Here is a 17499-nt window from a genome sequence, read left to right on the forward strand (position 1 = left end):
GAAGGCGAGTGTTTGCAGATGGTCAAAGTCGCGAAGGCTGGCGTCGATCGCGCCGGCAAAGATAAAAAACGAATCGATGAACGATTTTTCTGGGTCGGCGCGCGCAAGCAGCACCGCACCGGCAAACACACCCGCTGCGAGGGGTAGGACAACTCGACGCGTCGCAATTGCAAGGAAGATTGCGACCAATGGCGGCACTAGGCTCTCAAATCCGTGTTGAACCGGATCAGCCAAGGCCAGCATTCCTAGCTCTTCGCTCCGGCAGTGCCAAGAACGGGAGGAACAAGAAAGCAGTCATCGTCGCGTGCCGGAGCGTTTTGCAGGGCTTGATCATTGGTCAAGCTTGGCTGCAATTTGTCGGCGCGCCAGCGATTGTCGACGTCCAGAGCCGTTGTCATCGGTTCGACGTCCTCGGTATCGAGTTCAGACAATTGCTCAACGAACCCCAAGATCTTAGTGATCTGGGGGCCGATCGCATTGACTTCATCGTCGGAAAGCTCAAGACGAGCAAGCATCGCCAGTCGCCGAACATCATCCGCAGAGAGAGCCATCGATTTTCCTCGTGATTGGGGTTAAACGCCCGTCACACGTTAATAACGCACTACTTCTTGGCGCCACTAACGTCAAACGGCTTGGTTTTCACCGTCTTGCGGACTGCGCCACTGCGGATGCATTGAACGCAAATTCGCATTGTCTTGTTTTGGCCATTAGGCATGGTGACATGCACTTTCTGGAGGTTCGGGACGAATTTCCGGCGTGTACATCCGGTGATCTTCGTACCAACACCACCAAGGTATTTGGCCTTACCACGTGTTTCGATTCGGTTGCCCATTTGGACGCTCTTACCGCACGTTTCACATTGCCGTGCCATCGATCTTCTCCGCCACTTAGCGTGGTAAAAAGCAAAATTTCAAGTTCTGGGAAGCCCGGCACTATAGCGATCGATGGTTCCCACGTGAAGCAGGAAACAGCATTTCTTGACCGGTTCTTCAACGAATTTTATGACTTTTCGGTTTTTGGTGATGATTTGGCCCCGAAATGTCGATTGGATGGTTTATCTGACCTAACCGGCAAAGTTTAACACCGACATCCATTTATCGAGATTTCACATGTGCCCATCCCTCAAAGGCGACCGCTGCGTGGGCTTGGTCTTCCCTTCTTCGGCGAGTCTGGCCTCGGCTCTCGTTCTTTCCGTTTTGGTCATTGGATTGAGCGGGGGATGTTCTGCCTTCAATTTGCCAGGATTCAACCCAGCCGAGCCGGGGACGAACTACGTCGCGTCGGGAGTGGCGGGAGGTCATCGTGGGCTCGATGAGACGATGGATGCGATGGTCTATCAGAAAGTGCGGCAAGCCCAGGCGGAAAACTCCATTGTCTTGCAAGTTGCGGTCGACAAGGATGAACCCGTTCGTGTGCTGCCGTTGCCGCCCGAATCGAGTGGTCGATCGGTTTTTGTCAGCGATCTGCTAAAGCAGACCGGGGTGTTACAGAAACTTGGGTCGGTCAACGCGATTCTGTATCGCAGTTCGCCGCAAGCCATCGGAGGTATCCGTATGGAAGTTCGTATGAACGAAAGTCACACGGTGGTCTTGCCCGAGTCGGACTACGCGCTGAAAACCGGTGACCGCATCTACGTAACGAAATCCGAGATTTCGCCGATCCAAACCTTGGTCACTCAAGCGTTGGGGATCTAGGTTTCGTCGTCGTGCTTAGTCGCACGACTCTCCAAGCCGTTAACGTGGTTCGCATTGAATGGACGCGGGCGATTTTCGCTCTCGTTTGATGTGGCAGCGTCCAGTGTCGCCACGCTCAATGTCGCTACGTTCAATCTCACCCGTTCAATCTCACCCGTTCGCGACACTGTCCGCTGCTTGCACACCGCGTTCTCCATGACGGTTGCCACTTGAAAAGCTGGCCGACCATGGTTGGGAACGCTGCTTAAAAAGCATCGTCAGCAAGATTCACTGCGAATTGAACTTCGTCTATCGTAACTCCGCAGCATGGTTTTGTTGAAAACTTGGCGGCAAAAAACTGGTAATGCTGCGTCGGTCGCGTTAGAACAAGGGGACGATTGTACTAGTTTCTAATCACCCTACTCACTCAGCTTGCAACCCCGGGGGCAGCGGATGAGTCTTCTGCGACGTGTTTCACTCTCGCACGCTTCTTTCGCAAAGCCAAGGCGTGGGGCTTGCTTAGCCGTCCTTCGCATCGGGCTTTTCTTGCTGGCGATTCCCACCACGCTCTGTCTCGTGACAGGCTGTGGGGAACCGCGTGAAAGCTTGGTCAAAGAAAGTGACGAGTATTCTTACGACGAGATCATGGCTCAGGCGGCTGAAGAAGAATCGGCGTCCGAGGCAGAACGAGAAGAGTAGGAAAACCACCACGACGTTGCGGCTTGTTGCAACACTCCTTTTGTCCGATCGGCTTTGACGGATTCGACACATTCGAACAGACAGCATGGTCGGTCAAGTATCGCAAGATTCAAAAGCATCGCGAGGTTGGAATTGAGCGGGATCGTATTGAAAGATCCGCCATGACGACACGAGTCTCTTTTCGCGTTTCACTCGCATTTACCTTAGTCGAACTACTGGTTGTAATCGCTATCATCGGCGTGTTAGTTGGATTGCTATTGCCTGCGGTCCAAGCGGCTCGCGAAGCGGCGCGGCGGATGAGTTGCAGTAACAATGTCAAGCAAATTGGGCTGGGGCTGCACAACTATCATTCCGCCTACCATCAGCTGCCGATTCACGGAGTGGGGCCCACCAACGAAAACACCAACAGCACGTCGCTTGCCGACAAAAAAGATGGTTCCGCGTTTACACGCCTCGAGCTGACCTATTTGGTGGGGCTGTTGCCGTTTGTCGAACAGCAGGCGTTGTGGGAACAGTTGAGCGAGCCGATGTTGGAGTCCGATGGCGACATTTGGCCTGCCTTTGGTCCTCGCCCTTGGAACGGCAATTACCCACCCTGGGCGACCGAGATTTCGACGTTTCGTTGTCCTAGCGATCCCGGCCGTGGGGTGCCCGCGTTGGGGCGAACGAACTATGCCGCTTGTACCGGCGACGGTTTCTATGATGCCGAACATGGGGTCACGGTTTGGAGTGGAACACGTTGGTTGTATAACCGCGACCCCATCGCCAAGAAACGTGCCCGCTGTGGTTTACGCGGTGCATTTGTGCCACGCAAGAGTATCAGGTTCCGTGACTTTATCGATGGTTTGTCCAATACAATCGCGGTGGGCGAAATCATGACAGGCTTAGGCGATCGCGATAATCGATCCGTGGGCTTCTCCAATGCCAAGGGTGGTTTTTTTAAAGTGGCCGATAATCCCAAGCGATGTTTTGATCTTGGCTATATCGATACGGCTCGGCCGCAGTTTTGGACGAGTGGTGCGAAGGTGTATGGAGCGGTTTCTCAGCGAGGATTCCGATGGGCCGATTTCCATACGTTGCAATCGCAATTCAATACGATCCTTTCGCCTAATTCCGAGGTCTGTCTGGTCGGTCAATCCGACACCTACGGGATCGCGCCAGCAAGCAGTCGGCATCAAGGCGGTGTGCATATTTTGATGGCCGATGGTGCGGTAAAGTTCGTTACTGATTCGATCGAGGCGGGCAATTCAAACTCGCCCTGCGTTTACTGCGATGCGCTCAGCGCGGGAATCAATAGCGTGGTCCCGGCGGGATCAAAAAGTCCCTATGGTTTATGGGGAGCTCTGGGAACGCGTGCCTCGCGCGAGAGTGTTTCAACGGATTTCTAACGTCCGATTGTTGCTGTTGCCCCAGGCTGCTGGCTGCAGGTGTATCGAAAACGCGAGCCGCAGCGGCTTTGCCCGAGGGGCCAAGGCAGCAGACTGAGAAACAAGCTTGCGAAACGCAGAATTGCTCGGCTTTTGCCAGGGACAACCACTTTTGGGCGTTCGCTGTCCTGGTGAATTTGGGCCGTTTTTTGACGCTCTATTGGGGGATGAGTGTTGCCTTTGAGGATTGGGGTATTTAGTCTGCCTCGCCTAATAGAGGTTGCTTTTCAAAATCTTTCCATTTCTTTTCGGAGAAAACGCCATGAAACGAATCATGGTTTGTACCAAGCCCATGATGGGGTTGGCAGTTGCATTGGTTGCAATCATGACCGTCTGTGGGCATGCCGGTAACGTCGTTGCCGAGATGCCGACCTATACCGAGTTGGTCCCTTCAAACCACGCGGCAAAACCTCGCGTGACATGGCACCGAACGCTGCGTTCGGGTTGGCAAGAAGCACGCCGACGCAATGTACCGATGGTGATCTATATCTCGACCGATCACTGCGTTTATTGCGACGCGATGAAACGTGATACTTGGAGCAATGAAACGGTCGAGCAACGTGTCTCGCAAGACTTCGTCGCAATTCTGTTGACGCCTCAAGAGAACGAAGCGACGCTGGGACGTATCGACGTTACGGCGTATCCCACCACACTGATTGGCGTTCCCGAAGGCAAGATTGTGGGGCACCGCACGGGTTACCAGCCAGCCGCGGCGCTACACAAGTTTTTGAGCGACGCGTTGAAGCGATAACGCTCCCCTGCCCTACCCAGTCCTGCTCTGCAAATTGAAGTTGCCCCACCAACACAAGTCCAGATAGGGGTTCTCGTGGCGCAATGGTGTGCACCTTTTTTGGCGGTGCAGCGTAAGCCACCCGGTGTTCCTCGAACGTTATATTCACTGCAGCCTGCTGTCACCTCTCTCAAACGCAGTATTGGAAGAGGTCGAGCAGAGCTTTCAGCGATGCTCGGATGAGGGCGTCCGAGCAAGTTGAGGCCCACTGCACGTTAAGTTGCGCGGTCGGCCCTCACCCGAACGAGGCCTGAAGGGCCCGTTCGACCTCTCCCAGCTGCGCCGGGAGAGGTGACGGATCGTTTCACACCGGCTATTTAAACCCTGCACCGGAGGGGCGTTTAGACAGAGCGCCACGGACGCCGAGTTCGCGAGGGTCACGTGCGATTTTGTCGCTAAAGATGCGAACGTCATCCATGATTGGGCGAATACGTGCGGAAGCCTGTTCGATGTTTTCGATGGTACGGCGAACCTGCCAGTAGATTTCGTCGTCTTCGAGGAATCGCTTAAAGGATCCGTCACTGTTGTTGACCGCGCGGCCCAACGTTTCGAGTTCCGCCAGTGCAACGTCGGCACTCGCCAGCGTCCGCAGCACTTGCTCGATCAATTCGCCACTACGTTCCCCTAGCGGCTGCGTGAATTTTTCGACATTCATCATCGTGCGATCAAAGCTTGCCACCGATCGCTGCGCCGTCGCAATCGTCTCTTCTGCTGTGGCACCGACGCGTTCGAATCGGTCGCCGACGCGGCGGAAACTTTCGAAGGTTTCTCGCGTGCTATCGAGTGTTTTCTGAGCGTTCATCAGCAGTTCAGGCAGCTGGGCCATCGATCGTTCGAGTCCATCTTGGATTAGAGGATTGCCCACGGTTTTTCGCACATCTCGAATCGCTCCTTGGAATTCTTCGAGCGTTTCGACCGCTTCCTGAGCCAAGCGGTCCATGTTTTGGTCAGCCCCACCCACTGTGTTTTTCACTTCGACGGCAAGCTGGTTGACGTTGTCACCCGCCAAGGCAATCGAATCACCCGCTTTGCGGATCGATTCCATCGTCTCCAACATCTGCCCTTCCATGCTGTAGAGTGTGTTGAGTGGGTTTTTTGATTTTTTGCCGTAGTCCAAATATTCTTCGTGGGCGAAAGGGGTATTCACGAGTTCCATCTTGCCCCCTAGTTCTTTTTCGAGCTCTTGCTCTGTCGCACGCACGAATTCGATCGCGGCATCGCCAGTTACAAGCGAGCTGTTTCCGATCGTGGGAATGTAGTGATGGTCGATCGGTTTGGAGCTGTCCATCGCCAACGTTACCAAGACGCCCCCTTTGGGAATCAGCGATATTTCATCAACGCGGCCAATCCGCACACCATCACGCAGCACGGGGGTGTTCGGGCTGACTCCTTCGGCCGACGGGAACTCAACCAATAACGTGTAGTCTTGATTCAGAACGTTGGGGAACGCACCGAACAAAAACGTCAAAATGATGCCGATGCCGATCGACGAAACGACCAACACCCCAACGCCAAACCGTAGTTTATTATCGTCCATGATATTTTCTTAGCCTTCGCTTTGCAGCGACATCTCCTTCAACCGTTCACCCGCTTCGCCACGAACAAATTGTCGAACGCGTCGATCGTCAGCGTGTTCAAGATCACTGGGCGATCCATCGAATAACACTTGCGACTCGTGTGGGCTCAAGCGTCGTCGCGGGTAAAACATCAGCACGCGGTCCGAGACCTTGCGAGCGGTGTGCATGTCGTGCGTGACCACGATGCTGGTCACCGGATACCGCCGCCGCGTTTCGAGGATCAATTCGTTGATCACGTCGCTCATGATCGGATCGAGTCCCGTGGTCGGTTCGTCGTACACGACCAATTCCGGTTCCAAGATCAATGCTCGCGCGAGTCCGACCCGTTTTCGCATCCCACCGGACAATTCGGCCGGATATTTCCGCGCGACCTCGCTAGGCAATCCGACTTCCAATAGATGCTGCATCACTCGGTCGCGAACTTCGGTTTCCGCCACGACTTCGTTCTGCCGCAACGGAAACGCCACATTCTCGAAGATCGACATGCTGTCGAATAACGCTGCGTTCTGAAAGACAAAACCGAACCGCTTACGGGTTTGCGTTAGTTCGGCCATCCCCATTTCATCGAAACGGCGACCGTCAAACGTGATCGCTCCTTGCGTCGGTTGGATCAAACCGACCAACGTTTTCATGAAGACCGTTTTGCCACAGCCACTTTCACCGATCACCGCAATCGTTTGGCCTCGCAAAATCGAGACGTTGATGTCTTGCAGGATCGTTTGCTTTTCAAACACCACGCTCAGATCATCGACCTCGATCAATGATTCAGAGGTATCGCTTCGATTGGGTTCAGGATCAAGTTCGTATTCGTAATCGTCGTCAGAGCTCATAAGATCGACGCTCCTTCGGGATACAGTTTGAAGTACAACGCATCCAAGAAAATGTTGAGCGCCAAGTCGATCGCCAGGATCAAAACAAACGAGTAGACGAACGCCGCGGTGGCAGCTTTGCCAACCCCTTCGGCACCGGCTTGGCAATTAAATCCTCGGTAGCAGCTGACGATTGCAATCACGCCGCCAAAGAAGAAGCTTTTGAAGATGCCGTTAAACAGGTCAAAGCCTCGAACGCCTTCACGCGAATGGTTCAAGTAGGCGGCGTGATCGATTCCGAGAATCACGACACTGTAAAAATAGCCCCCGACAATCCCCATGAAATCGGCCATGATCGTCAGCGCAGGGATTAGCAAAATGCAGGCCAAGAATCGGGGCACCACCAAGTAATGAATCGGATCGGCACCCATCGTGGTGAGTGCATCGATTTGTTCGGTCACTCGCATTGTCCCCAAGACCGCTGCCATGGCGCTGCCCACACGGCCTGCTAGCATCGTGGCGGCAAGGACCGGACCCAGTTCGCGGACCAGCGAGGTGTTGATGACGACCCCCAGCCGATTTTCGAGTCCGAAGGCATGAAATTGGTAGTAGCTGTTGACCGCTAGCACCATCCCGATGAACGTGCCAGTCAACGCGACGACAGGCAAACTGAGCACACCGACCTGGTAGAAATTCGGCAAAATCGTGCCACGACGAGGCAGCCGGGTGAACAACCAAACAAACATCTTCCATGCGAAGATGGCGATGTCACCCACCGTCGTCACGCCATCGACCACGGCCGATCCCCATTCCATCACCCAGCGGACGAAGGGGCCTTCGCTTGGCGTGGGATCATCCATTGCCCCGCCTGCGTGTGGCGACGGTAGTGCAGCGGTACCCTGCTCAACCACGTTTGCTTACCTCCCCATGCCGAAATGACGCGAATTTGCGAATCGTCCGGCGGTGAGTGTGGGGATCTCAGCAATTGTGACCCATCACGCTGCTCTGCAGCGCAATCACTCAGGTCGCGCATCCACCATCACCGCATACAGGATTGTATCGGTCAGGTAGACCTTGAGGATTAGCGAAAGAAAACGGATCGTGGTTGCTAGCTTTTATAGACCTAGCGTTGATCTCGAATCACCGCATCGTTTATTCCGCGACGCAGGGATTACTCAAGGTACCAATCCCCTCAATTTCCACTTTGCAGACATCGCCAGGTTTTAAGAAAACCGGCGGCTTCCTGGCGACACCGACGCCGGGGGGAGTGCCCGTGAAAATCAGGTCGCCGGGGTGGAGCGTCATGATTTTCGTCAGATGCACGATCAATTCGCCGATATCAAAAATCAGCTGAGCGGTGGTGCTGTTTTGCACGACTTCGTCGTTGAGATGCATTTTTACTCGTACATCGCTGGGGTCCGCCAATTCACCCGTGGTGACGATGCAGGGCCCCACGGGGGCGAACGTGTCAAAGCTTTTGCCGAGCAACCATTGGCCGGCGGGGCGTCCTTTCTGCCAATCGCGAGCCGAGACATCGTGGCCGCACGTGTATCCGTAGACGTGATTCATCGCGTCATCTTGGGAAACATGCTTGGCCGTTTTTCCGATCACGACCACCAATTCCGCTTCGTAATCGACTTCGTTTGAAACACGCGGCAAGCGAATTTCATCGCCATGCCCAACGAGTGCCGTATTGAACTTGCTAAACACGACGGGTTCCGAGGGGATTTCAGATCCCGTTTCAATTGCGTGATCCCGGTAATTCAAGCCGATGCAAATCAACTTTTCGGGGGTGTCGATCGGAGGCAGCAGCTTGTCGGGCGCCGCTTGCCACTGCGACTCGGTCGGTTTGGGCAGTTCCGCGAGCCACTTCGCACCTCCCGCCAAAATTTCCGCTTGGGTCACCGGAGTATCGGTCAGCGATGAGAGCGGACAGATCCGCGACCCCTCGTAAATCGCAAACTGTGGGTTCCCCTCAGCGTCGCTGAATCGGCAAATTGGCATAACTCTATATCCTTTGGGAATCAATCAATTAGGGTGGGTGGCTAAGTGGATGACTTTTTCACGATCGGCCACAGTGTAGCATCACCGACTTCGTTTTCATGCCACCCCCAAGCAGCGCTGACGACGATTCCGTTATAATGGGCGACACGTGACGTCCATGAAAGTTCGCTCCCCCCTGCCCTCCCCCGCCCCAAAATACGACTAGGTATTCCCTCCCCATGAATCTTGTAACTTCAAGACGAAACACGCTAAAAACCATTGCTTCGGCAACCGCATTGGCGTCGGTCGGCCGAATCTGCCATGCCGATCAAGCGAGTGCCCAAGCGGCCGACTCGCTTCCGCCGGTGCGGCAGATCACTCGAGGGCCCCTGAATCACTGGTTCGGTTACTACGACAAACTTGAATTTGATCCGACCAATCGATTTGTCCTCTCAGGCGAAGTGGCGTTCGAGCATCGCACTCCGCGTGCGGACGACACGATCCGTGTGGGCATGGTCGACACCGCGGACAATGACAAGTGGATCCCGCTCGGAAAAAGCAGTGCGTGGGGATGGCAGCAAGGTTGTATGCTGCAGTGGCGGCCGCAATCCGAATCCGAAGTGGTTTGGAATGATCGCCAAGGCGACCAACATGTTTGCCGCGTACTGGATGTAAAGACCAAAAAGCTTCGCACACTGCCGCGTCCCATCTATGCACTCAGCGGAGACGGGAAATGGGCGATCACGGCCGACTTTTCACGGATCCAGCGGATGCGTCCCGGCTATGGGTACGTCGGTTTGACCGATCCATGCTCGCAATTGCGAGCACCTGAGGACTCGGGTGTCTGGAAAATGAACATGGAAACGGGCGAGTCCGAGTTGATCTTTTCGCTCGCCGTAGCGGCTCGGATCGACTATCAAGGCAAATCGCTAGCCGATAAGTGGAACTATTTTAACCATCTGCTCGTCAGCCCCGATAGCTCGCGATTCATCGTTTTGCATCGCTGGCGTGAGAGTACTGGCGATGGGCCCGATGCCGAACCGGCGGGACGCTTCACAACGAGAATGTTTACCGTCGGCATGGACGGTAGCGATCCCTATATCCTTGATCCTTCGGGAGAAACGTCCCATTTCATTTGGCGAGATCCGTCGCATGTCTGTGCCTGGACGAAACCGACGGGCAAGTCGTCAGGTTTTTATCTGTTTCGCGATCAAAGTGACGAAGTTCAAACGGTGGGCGAAGGAGTGATGACGCAAAATGGGCACAACACGTATGTGCCCAATACCGATAACGAGTGGATTCTCAACGACACCTATCCGCAAAAAGGGGCACGCACGCAGAATCCCTATCTGTACCATGTGCCGTCCAATCGAGTGGTTCCGCTCGGTCAGTTCTATTCGCCGCCCGAATATACCGGCGAGTGGCGTTGTGACACTCATCCACGAAACAGTAACGACGGCAAGTCGGTGGTGATTGATTCGCCGCACCACGAAGGCCGGCAATTGCATTTGATCGACATCCGCGAAATCGTGGCGTAACACGCACGTCGTAGTCCGCCATTCGCATTTTCCCGTAGCGAAACTCGCCAAGAGTTTCGGTGGTAGATGCTCCGACAGGCTGGAAGCCTATCCCACAGAAGACACTGCTACTCTGACGTGGCGCCTTGAAACTGAACGGGCGTGGTCACCATCGCGTCACGTTGGTCGGTGACCGAGACGAACCAAGTGTTTGCGTCTTGGGGTGGAGCGGCGGTGATGACAACCGCATCGGTGATTTTGCCGGAAATACTTTTCCATTTGCGTTTGGATCGCAGTCCGGTGTCGGTCGTGTAATGCAGTGTCGCTGATTCGAGCGGAGTTTGGCTTTTATACTGGACGTGCACCTCGTTTTCTTGCACGACCGGAGTTTCAAGCGTCGCCAGCGGCACGCCGCCGCGACAATGCGAATCGATAAAGATTCCGATCTCTTTCGGAGCCCAACCGGCCGGATGCCCATGCGGCATGTTGACTTCGATGCGAATCTGCTTTTCACCTGGAACCGCAGCAAAGCTCTTTTGATAACTGTCTAGCGGATAGTGAATGTCATTGGTTCCATTGACAAACAGGATTGGAACACGGCACTGTGTCAGCACACTCGAGGGATCGTAAGCTTTGATCCAGGCGTTGCGACGATCATTCAATTTGTCGATCGAGGGTTTCTGAACCGACTCGCCTTCGAATAAGAAGCCGCAACCATAAACGGGAACCGCGGCGCTGAAGCGATCATCAAGCGATGCAACCAGACACGTCGTGTAACCGCCCCAACTGATTCCCGTGACTGCGGTTTGTTCGGCATCGACTTCGTCAAACGAGCGGATCAGTGAATGAGCGCGAAGCACGCTGGATGCGGCATGGTAGGGCCAATCATCGGAAACATCGGCACCAATCGAATCAAACTTGGTGTCGTGTCCTTGGTCCGGTCCGCCAAGCGGCAAACGTGTTCTTGTTTCGCGTCGTACGGTTTGATTGCGAATCGGGGTTCCGGTGTTGGGATCGTAAACCGGGTCGATTGGACGTGAACCGGCCAAATCCATGGCGATCGCGGCATAGCCTCGTTTGGCCCACAGCCATGCCCACTCGGCAAACGCGGTTCCGCCCCCTCCGTGGATCAGCACGACTGCCGGGTACTTCGTTTGGCTGTCTGGGGTCGCCGCGCCGGAGTTTTCGCTCAGCGTGCTTGGGGAAGCGTAAAAGGCAAATACTTCCGTTGGATGTCCCTGGTACGACTCGCCTTCGTAGATTAATTGGTGCACCGGCCCCGATTGCTCTTCCCAACGCATCTTCGGCACTTGCTTGGCCGCATCGATCATCGAGTACAGAGGACTAGCCGCGTCAGACGTCGACGCCGCGGGTTCTTTTGCGACGAGTGGCGTCGATAGCAGCAGAGAACAAGCAAACGCGAGGCAAGTGGTTTTCATGGGAAGGCGTTTGTTAGGGGGAGGTTGACAAGAAAGTGTCGATTGTTTCACGGCACTCTTCCCACGCACTTGGTGGCGTGGGATCGTTGTGTCCCATTTCGTCAATCTCGACGAAATGTTTTGGTGAACAGGGGGACTCGGCATACAAGTGTTTGCCATGCTTGATCGGAATCAAGCGGTCGCTGGTGCCATGGATCTGAACAAGAGGCCCTGAGTAATTTTTAATTCGGGCGATCGAATCGTAACGATTGCGCATCAACAAATTGACGGGGATGAATTGATACATTCCCGCTGCGACGTCAACCATTCGATCAAATGTGCGATCCAGGACGAGCAGTTTGGCGCCTCCCTGGGCGGCGACAGCGACCGCGCAACCGCCACCGAGCGATTGCCCGTACAGGATCAATTGGTCTGGAGGAATCGAAAACCGCTGGCACGCAAAATCACGAGCGGCCAATGCGTCTGCGATCACGCCGGCTTCATCAGGGGATCCATCCATGCCGTCAAAACCGCGGTATTCAGCGACGAATACATTGGCGTTTAACTGATCACCAAGCCAAGCCGCAGTGGTGCTTTCACGAGCTGCCGTGATGCCGTTGCCGTGAAAATACAAAAGCGTGTGCTTGGCGTTGGGATGTTCGTAAAGCTGTCCCGTCAACGTTGTGCCATCGGCCGATTCATAGTTGACGGAGACGACTCCTGCGACGGATTGCGGTGGAATGTTCATGAACGCACCGGGATAGACCAAACGAGTTTCCATGGCGACCATGAAGACCAGGATGGTTGCGTATCCGATGGCGACAATCCGTATTGCTGCACCAATGACGCGTTTAAGTCGGCTTCGGTAAGGCTTCGGCAAGCGAGTTTCGGACATCTTTTTTGGTTAACAGAGCAGCAGAAAAGTATAATTCGAACAGGACCGGGCGAGGCCCCACGCCCAATGCCATCTACTTTATTGGGCTTGCGTCGCACCGCGATAAGCACCACCCGTTTGGTGTGGAGACGCGTTTTCACCATTGCGATCCAGCGGGAAGTTCAGGCTATTGTAATCGCTAATACCGACGGCCCCCACCCGATTTCACAGGCGGAGCCTAACGGCGGAACCGGCTGCGGGCGTAATCGATAAACATCCACTGCAGTACAACGAGCACGAGCGGCGTCGTAAACAAAATAAACTGAGACGCCTCGGCGTTTTTGGCCCAAATCGGAAATTTGGATTCGGCCGCGGTCAGCAGTGCCATCACAAACGAGGCATTGAAAAACAACAGCAGACACGTCACCACCACCGAGCCGAGTGTTGCGGCGCAGCCCAGTAATCTTGGGCTTGCCACGCGTTCGCTCGAATCCGGTTGCTTCTCGGAAGAGGGATTCTGCGGTGTTGTTGACGACACGCTCACATACTGGCTCGCAGCGGAAGTAATTGGCTTAACACCAATGTCGCCAATAAGCCTACCAGCGACAATACCGCCAATAGTGGCGTCCAGCTACGTAGCGATTCCCCTTCGGTCAATCCACCCATTTTGGTGAACACCCAAAAACCGCTGTCATTCATCCAGCTGCCCATCAGCGATCCGGCGCCCACGGCGGTCGCGACATAGACCATGTTGTATTCCGGTTTAACGTCTCCGATGATCGCTGACATCATTCCCGCACCGATAATCATCGCCACCGTGCTGCTGCCTTGGGCGACCTTCAGCACCGCAGAAATACTCCATCCCAGCACAAGTAATGCCAGTCCCGAGCCGCCCTGATCTTGGAACGCTTGCTGGATCGTGTCGCTAATGTTGGTGTCGGTCAGCATCGACCCGAATGCTCCGCCGGCGGCGGTGATCAGGATAATCACCCCACCGCTCATGAGGGATTCTTCGACGTCCACGGCAAGATCACGCCAGCTCAAGTGACGCACGACCTTTAGCGTCAACATCGCGCAGATCGCCGCCAACAGCAATGCAAAGTTCGGGTTGCTCCACAGCGACAATGAATCGGCGAGTTCACGTTTCGGAGAATTCCAATCATGCGATGCAATCAGATTGGGAAAGGCGTCTTCGAGCAAGGCGCGGTTCATGCGTCGGCGGTCGACCGGTTTCATCCGCAGTTGGTTGGCGCCGATTTTTGCCTTCGATACATCCGACAAGGCAACGCCCAGGAACGCTTGCTCGGCATACAGTTCTTGGTCTAGCAGCACTTCGTTCAGCACCGCGACGACTTCGCTCTTGGCGGCGTCACTGGCTGCAGGTTTCTTCAGCAGTGCCAGCTCATTGTCGTTCAGGACACTGCTTGCCATCACGCGGCCAGCCGGTGAATTGGGCGTCGCAGCGGCGAGTTCGTTGGCTAACGCATCAAAATCCTTGATGTCGGCAACGCTCAACATCGCGCGGTCTTCGCGATCCGCCACGGTGGTCGCAAGCGTGCCGGCCCCAATCAACACCACGGGCAAGATCACCGGCAATAACGCGATCCAGAACGAGGGCAACTGATTATCAAGCAACGGCTTGTGTTTGTTTTCGTTGGCTCCGAGAGGCCGCATTTCGACGGGACTCTTATTGTCGATCACGATTGAGAAAATCAAACCCACAATCGCCGCTGGCAAGGCGACAAGGGTCCCCACCAACATCATCATGCCAATCTCGACTCCGAGAATCGAGGAGACAAGCAGCGGTCCCGGGGTGGGGGGAACCAATGTGTGCGTGATCGCTCCGCCCGTGGCAATCGCCATCAAGTAACGAAGATAGTGCTTGTTGGTGCGGCGATGCAAACTTCGCGCAAGCGGGACCAGCAGGTAAAAGACGGTGTCAAAAAAGACAGGTACCGCGAGCACAAAGCCGCTGACCATCAAGCCGATCGATGCCTTCTTTTCTCCGGTGATGTTAACGGCACTGCGGACGATGCGGTCGGCGGCTCCGCTATCGAGCATGCATTTGCCGATGATGGCTGCCATCGCAATCACGATACCGATGCTGCCGGCGGAGCTACCAAAGGCCGAGACGACAGCGTCCATTCGAGCTCCCGCTGATCCGCCCTGCGTGAGCCCCACCAGCAAGCTGACGATTAAGGCTGAAATGATCAACGCCAGAAACGCGTTTAGCTTCAAGGCAATGATCATCCCCAACACGCAAAAAATGCCCACCGCCAAAATTAGCACCGGGGTCTGGTTCAGCGTGCTGCCGCTGGTCACAAGCTCGGCAGAGGTGCCAGAGATCGTTTCGGCAAGTGAAGCGTCTGGGGCCGGCGCGGCGGTTTGAGCGACCACCTCGATGGGGATGGCGCACAGGGCCAGGGTGAGTAGCAATAAAACGAGAAAAACCAATCTGGGTCGCGTCATGCGGGAGCCGTGAAGAAAAAGGGGGGATGAGGTGGGGAGCGAGTAATTCAACTGCCAATTCTAATCAGCTGCCAATTCTAAACACTTTCTCAACGCCCGTGGTGGGGGCAGAAGGGATGCCAAAGGGTCGCAAAGAATTGTGGGGCTTCTGCCGAGGGCAATCCTCGCCCGCTAGCCGCCTCGTCAAAACGTCCATCGGCGCTTTATGATGACTGCCCTAGCGAACGTTTTTGAATCCCGCAATCGACGAAGTGAAACCGATGACCCAGTACCGCACCGAACATGATTCTATGGGCGACGTTCAAGTGCCCGCCGAGGCCTATTACGGAGCCCAGACTCAGCGCGCTGTCGAAAATTTCCCGATCAGCGGTTGGGAATTGATGCCGTCGATGATCTCGGCCATGGGATTGGTCAAATTCGCCTGCGGCGTTGCCAACCGTGATCTCGAAAAATTGACCGCAAGTGGGAAAAATCCGCTCACTGACGCGCAGGTCAAAGCGATGCTACAAGCGGCTCAAGAGGTTGCCGATGGCAAGTTAGCGGACCAGTTTCCCATCGACGTTTTTCAAACGGGATCGGGGACCAGCAGTAACATGAATGTCAACGAGGTGATCAGCAATCGTGCGATCGAGATCGCCGGTGGCGATCGTTTGGGCACTGAAAAATTGATTCATCCCAATGACCATGTAAACATGGGGCAAAGTACGAACGATACATTCCCCACTGCGATCCACGTCGCGACGGCGATTCAGATTCAAACAAAACTATTGCCAGCGCTTCGCAAAATGCATGAGTCGCTTGCGGAGAAGGCAAAACAGTGGGACAAGATCATCAAGATCGGCCGCACTCACTTGATGGACGCAACGCCACTGCGTTTGGGGCAAGAATTTGGTGGGTTCGCTCGTCAATTAGAGTTATCGATTTCGCGAGCCGAAGCAGCGCGGGATGCGGTTTTGGAATTGGCCGTCGGTGGCACGGCGGTGGGCAGCGGCATCAATACTCATCCTGAATTCGGTGCCCGTGTTGCCAAGGAATTGGCGAACAAAACCGGCATCGCGTTTGTCGAAGCGGTGAATCATTTCGAAGCCAATGCAACGCGAGACGCTTTGGTGCATTCGCACGGCGAACTAAAATGTATCGCGCAGACGTTGTTCAACGTTTCCAATAGCATCCGTTGGTTGGGCAGCGGTCCACGCTGTGGATTTTTTGAAGTCCAATTGCCAAGTCGCCAACCCGGCAGCTCGATCATGCCAGGGAAAGTCAACCCGGTCATGTGCGAGTCGATGATGCAGTTGACCGCTCGCGTGATGGGCAACGACACCTGCATCACGGTCAGTGGTGCAGCGGGAGGCAATTTCCAGCTGAACATTATGATGCCAGTGATGGGGCATACGATTCTCGAATCGATTCACTTGTTATCGAGTGGCTGCGATGCGTTTGTTGACTTTTGTCTCGACGGAATGGAAGCGAACGCCCAGGCCTGCGAAGCGTCGGTCGAGAAGAGCTTGTCGATGTGCACCAGTTTGAATCCGCTGATTGGTTACGAGCAAGCAGCGAAATTGGCCAAGGAAGCGTTTGCATCGGGACAAACGATTCGCGAACTGTGTCGCGAAAAGGGGATTTTGCCCGAGGGCACACTGACCGAAGCCCTCGATCCTTGGAAAATGACCGAGCCCCAGGCGTGATCGTCCGTCGGGTATGCTGGTGAGACCAAACGCTTTTTCGAACTTTTCTGACGGTCGATATTCGAATGCTTCAAGTCCGTTCGCTCGTTAAAACTTTTTCGCTCGATGACGGCGAAGTCCGCGCGGTGGACGACTTGTCGTTGACGGTGCCACAGAAAGAGGTCTACGGGTTATTGGGACCCAACGGAGCGGGCAAGACAACGACGCTGCGAATTATTCTCGGGTTGCTTGAACCCGACAGCGGCTACACGGCAGTCGATGGGATTCACACCACGATCGATCCGATCGCAGTGAAGTCGCGATTGGGATTTGTTTCGTCCAATGACGGCGTTTATCCCTGGCTGAGTGTACGCGAGATGTTGCTGTATTTCGGCGATCTGTATGCCGTCGATCCTGATCTCGCGGCAACTCGCGCCGAAGAGCTTTCCAAGCTGATGGGAATCGAGCATTTGCTCGATCGTCGCGCCGGCACACTCAGCACCGGGCAACGCCAACGAGTGACGCTCGTGCGTGGTTTGATTCACGACCCCCCGGTAATGTTGTTGGACGAACCGACGCGTGGTTTGGACGTCGTCGGC

The 17499-nt window shown here is 55.0% G+C and carries 17 protein-coding genes and 1 pseudogene; 7 read left to right on the forward strand and 11 right to left on the reverse strand.

Going from position 1 to position 17499, the window contains the following annotated elements; genetic code table 11:
* The 3 genes and pseudogenes from ABX962_RS10650 to rpmB all read right to left on the reverse strand — a co-directional run.
* Positions 1-234: pseudogene (locus ABX962_RS10650) on the reverse strand (hypothetical protein); the annotation flags it as partial.
* 11 nt (positions 235-245) lie between these two features.
* Positions 246-551 carry an Asp-tRNA(Asn)/Glu-tRNA(Gln) amidotransferase subunit GatC gene (gene gatC, locus ABX962_RS10655; protein ID WP_372719185.1) on the reverse strand — a complete coding sequence of 102 codons (306 nt, stop codon included), beginning with the start codon at positions 549-551 and terminating at the stop codon, positions 246-248.
* 50 nt (positions 552-601) lie between these two features.
* Positions 602-871, reverse strand: coding sequence for a 50S ribosomal protein L28 (rpmB, locus tag ABX962_RS10660; protein WP_008689692.1), 270 nt, complete (start codon positions 869-871; stop codon positions 602-604).
* A gap of 238 nt (positions 872-1109) precedes the next feature.
* On the opposite strand from rpmB, the gene ABX962_RS10665 reads away from it, so the two are divergent.
* The 4 genes from ABX962_RS10665 to ABX962_RS10680 all read left to right on the forward strand — a co-directional run bounded on the left by ABX962_RS10665 (position 1110) and on the right by ABX962_RS10680 (position 4550).
* On the forward strand, positions 1110-1694 hold the full coding sequence (locus ABX962_RS10665) for a hypothetical protein (RefSeq protein ID WP_372719187.1): 585 nt from the start codon (positions 1110-1112) through the stop codon (positions 1692-1694).
* 525 nt (positions 1695-2219) lie between these two features.
* Complete coding sequence (locus ABX962_RS10670; RefSeq protein ID WP_372719189.1) at positions 2220-2372, forward strand: hypothetical protein; 153 nt, start codon at positions 2220-2222, stop codon at positions 2370-2372.
* Between the two features lie 161 nt (positions 2373-2533).
* Complete coding sequence (locus ABX962_RS10675) at positions 2534-3760, forward strand: DUF1559 domain-containing protein (protein ID WP_372719191.1); 1227 nt, start codon at positions 2534-2536, stop codon at positions 3758-3760.
* 301 nt (positions 3761-4061) lie between these two features.
* Positions 4062-4550, forward strand: a complete 489-nt coding sequence (locus ABX962_RS10680) for a thioredoxin family protein (protein WP_372719193.1) — start codon at positions 4062-4064, stop codon at positions 4548-4550.
* Positions 4551-4902: 352 nt separating this feature from the next.
* Here ABX962_RS10680 and ABX962_RS10685 read toward each other — a convergent pair whose 3' ends face one another.
* From ABX962_RS10685 to ABX962_RS10700, 4 genes are all read right to left on the reverse strand, one after another.
* Positions 4903-6126, reverse strand: coding sequence for an MlaD family protein (locus ABX962_RS10685; protein ID WP_372719195.1), 1224 nt, complete (start codon positions 6124-6126; stop codon positions 4903-4905).
* 9 nt (positions 6127-6135) lie between these two features.
* Positions 6136-6996: an ABC transporter ATP-binding protein gene (locus ABX962_RS10690; RefSeq protein WP_372719197.1), complete on the reverse strand. Its 861-nt coding sequence runs from the start codon at positions 6994-6996 to the stop codon at positions 6136-6138.
* On the reverse strand, positions 6993-7835 hold the full coding sequence (locus tag ABX962_RS10695; protein WP_008689683.1) for an ABC transporter permease: 843 nt from the start codon (positions 7833-7835) through the stop codon (positions 6993-6995). Before ABX962_RS10695 ends, ABX962_RS10690 begins: the two co-directional genes overlap by 4 nt.
* Before the next feature lie 292 nt (positions 7836-8127).
* On the reverse strand, positions 8128-8979 hold the full coding sequence (locus tag ABX962_RS10700; RefSeq protein WP_372719199.1) for a fumarylacetoacetate hydrolase family protein: 852 nt from the start codon (positions 8977-8979) through the stop codon (positions 8128-8130).
* Between the two features lie 218 nt (positions 8980-9197).
* Here ABX962_RS10700 and ABX962_RS10705 point away from each other — a divergent pair, with 218 nt between their 5' ends.
* Positions 9198-10496 (forward strand): hypothetical protein, encoded by a 1299-nt coding sequence (locus ABX962_RS10705; protein WP_372719201.1) that lies wholly within the window; start codon positions 9198-9200, stop codon positions 10494-10496.
* Between the two features lie 107 nt (positions 10497-10603).
* Here ABX962_RS10705 and ABX962_RS10710 read toward each other — a convergent pair whose 3' ends face one another.
* The 4 genes from ABX962_RS10710 to ABX962_RS10725 form a co-directional block, all read right to left on the reverse strand.
* Complete coding sequence (locus tag ABX962_RS10710) at positions 10604-11914, reverse strand: alpha/beta hydrolase family protein (RefSeq protein WP_372719203.1); 1311 nt, start codon at positions 11912-11914, stop codon at positions 10604-10606.
* Positions 11915-11927: 13 nt separating this feature from the next.
* Entirely contained in the window at positions 11928-12788 is an 861-nt protein-coding gene (locus ABX962_RS10715; RefSeq protein ID WP_372719205.1) for an alpha/beta hydrolase, read from the reverse strand.
* 217 nt (positions 12789-13005) lie between these two features.
* Complete coding sequence (locus ABX962_RS10720; protein WP_372719207.1) at positions 13006-13245, reverse strand: hypothetical protein; 240 nt, start codon at positions 13243-13245, stop codon at positions 13006-13008.
* A 62-nt stretch (positions 13246-13307) separates the two neighbouring features.
* Positions 13308-15236 carry a GntP family permease gene (locus ABX962_RS10725; protein WP_372719209.1) on the reverse strand — a complete coding sequence of 643 codons (1929 nt, stop codon included), beginning with the start codon at positions 15234-15236 and terminating at the stop codon, positions 13308-13310.
* 260 nt (positions 15237-15496) lie between these two features.
* Between ABX962_RS10725 and ABX962_RS10730 the strand changes: the two genes are divergently transcribed.
* Both ABX962_RS10730 and ABX962_RS10735 read left to right on the forward strand, forming a co-directional pair.
* The gene (locus tag ABX962_RS10730) at positions 15497-16921 is read left to right on the forward strand and encodes a class II fumarate hydratase (RefSeq protein WP_372719212.1); all 1425 of its coding nucleotides are present in this window, start codon (positions 15497-15499) and stop codon (positions 16919-16921) included.
* Positions 16922-16986: 65 nt separating this feature from the next.
* Positions 16987-17499 (forward strand): ATP-binding cassette domain-containing protein (locus ABX962_RS10735; RefSeq protein ID WP_372719211.1); only part of this gene is annotated, 513 nt, incomplete at its 3' end.

It is taken from the genome of Novipirellula sp. (genome assembly GCF_041583735.1).
In the GTDB taxonomy this organism is placed as follows: domain Bacteria; phylum Planctomycetota; class Planctomycetia; order Pirellulales; family Pirellulaceae; genus Novipirellula.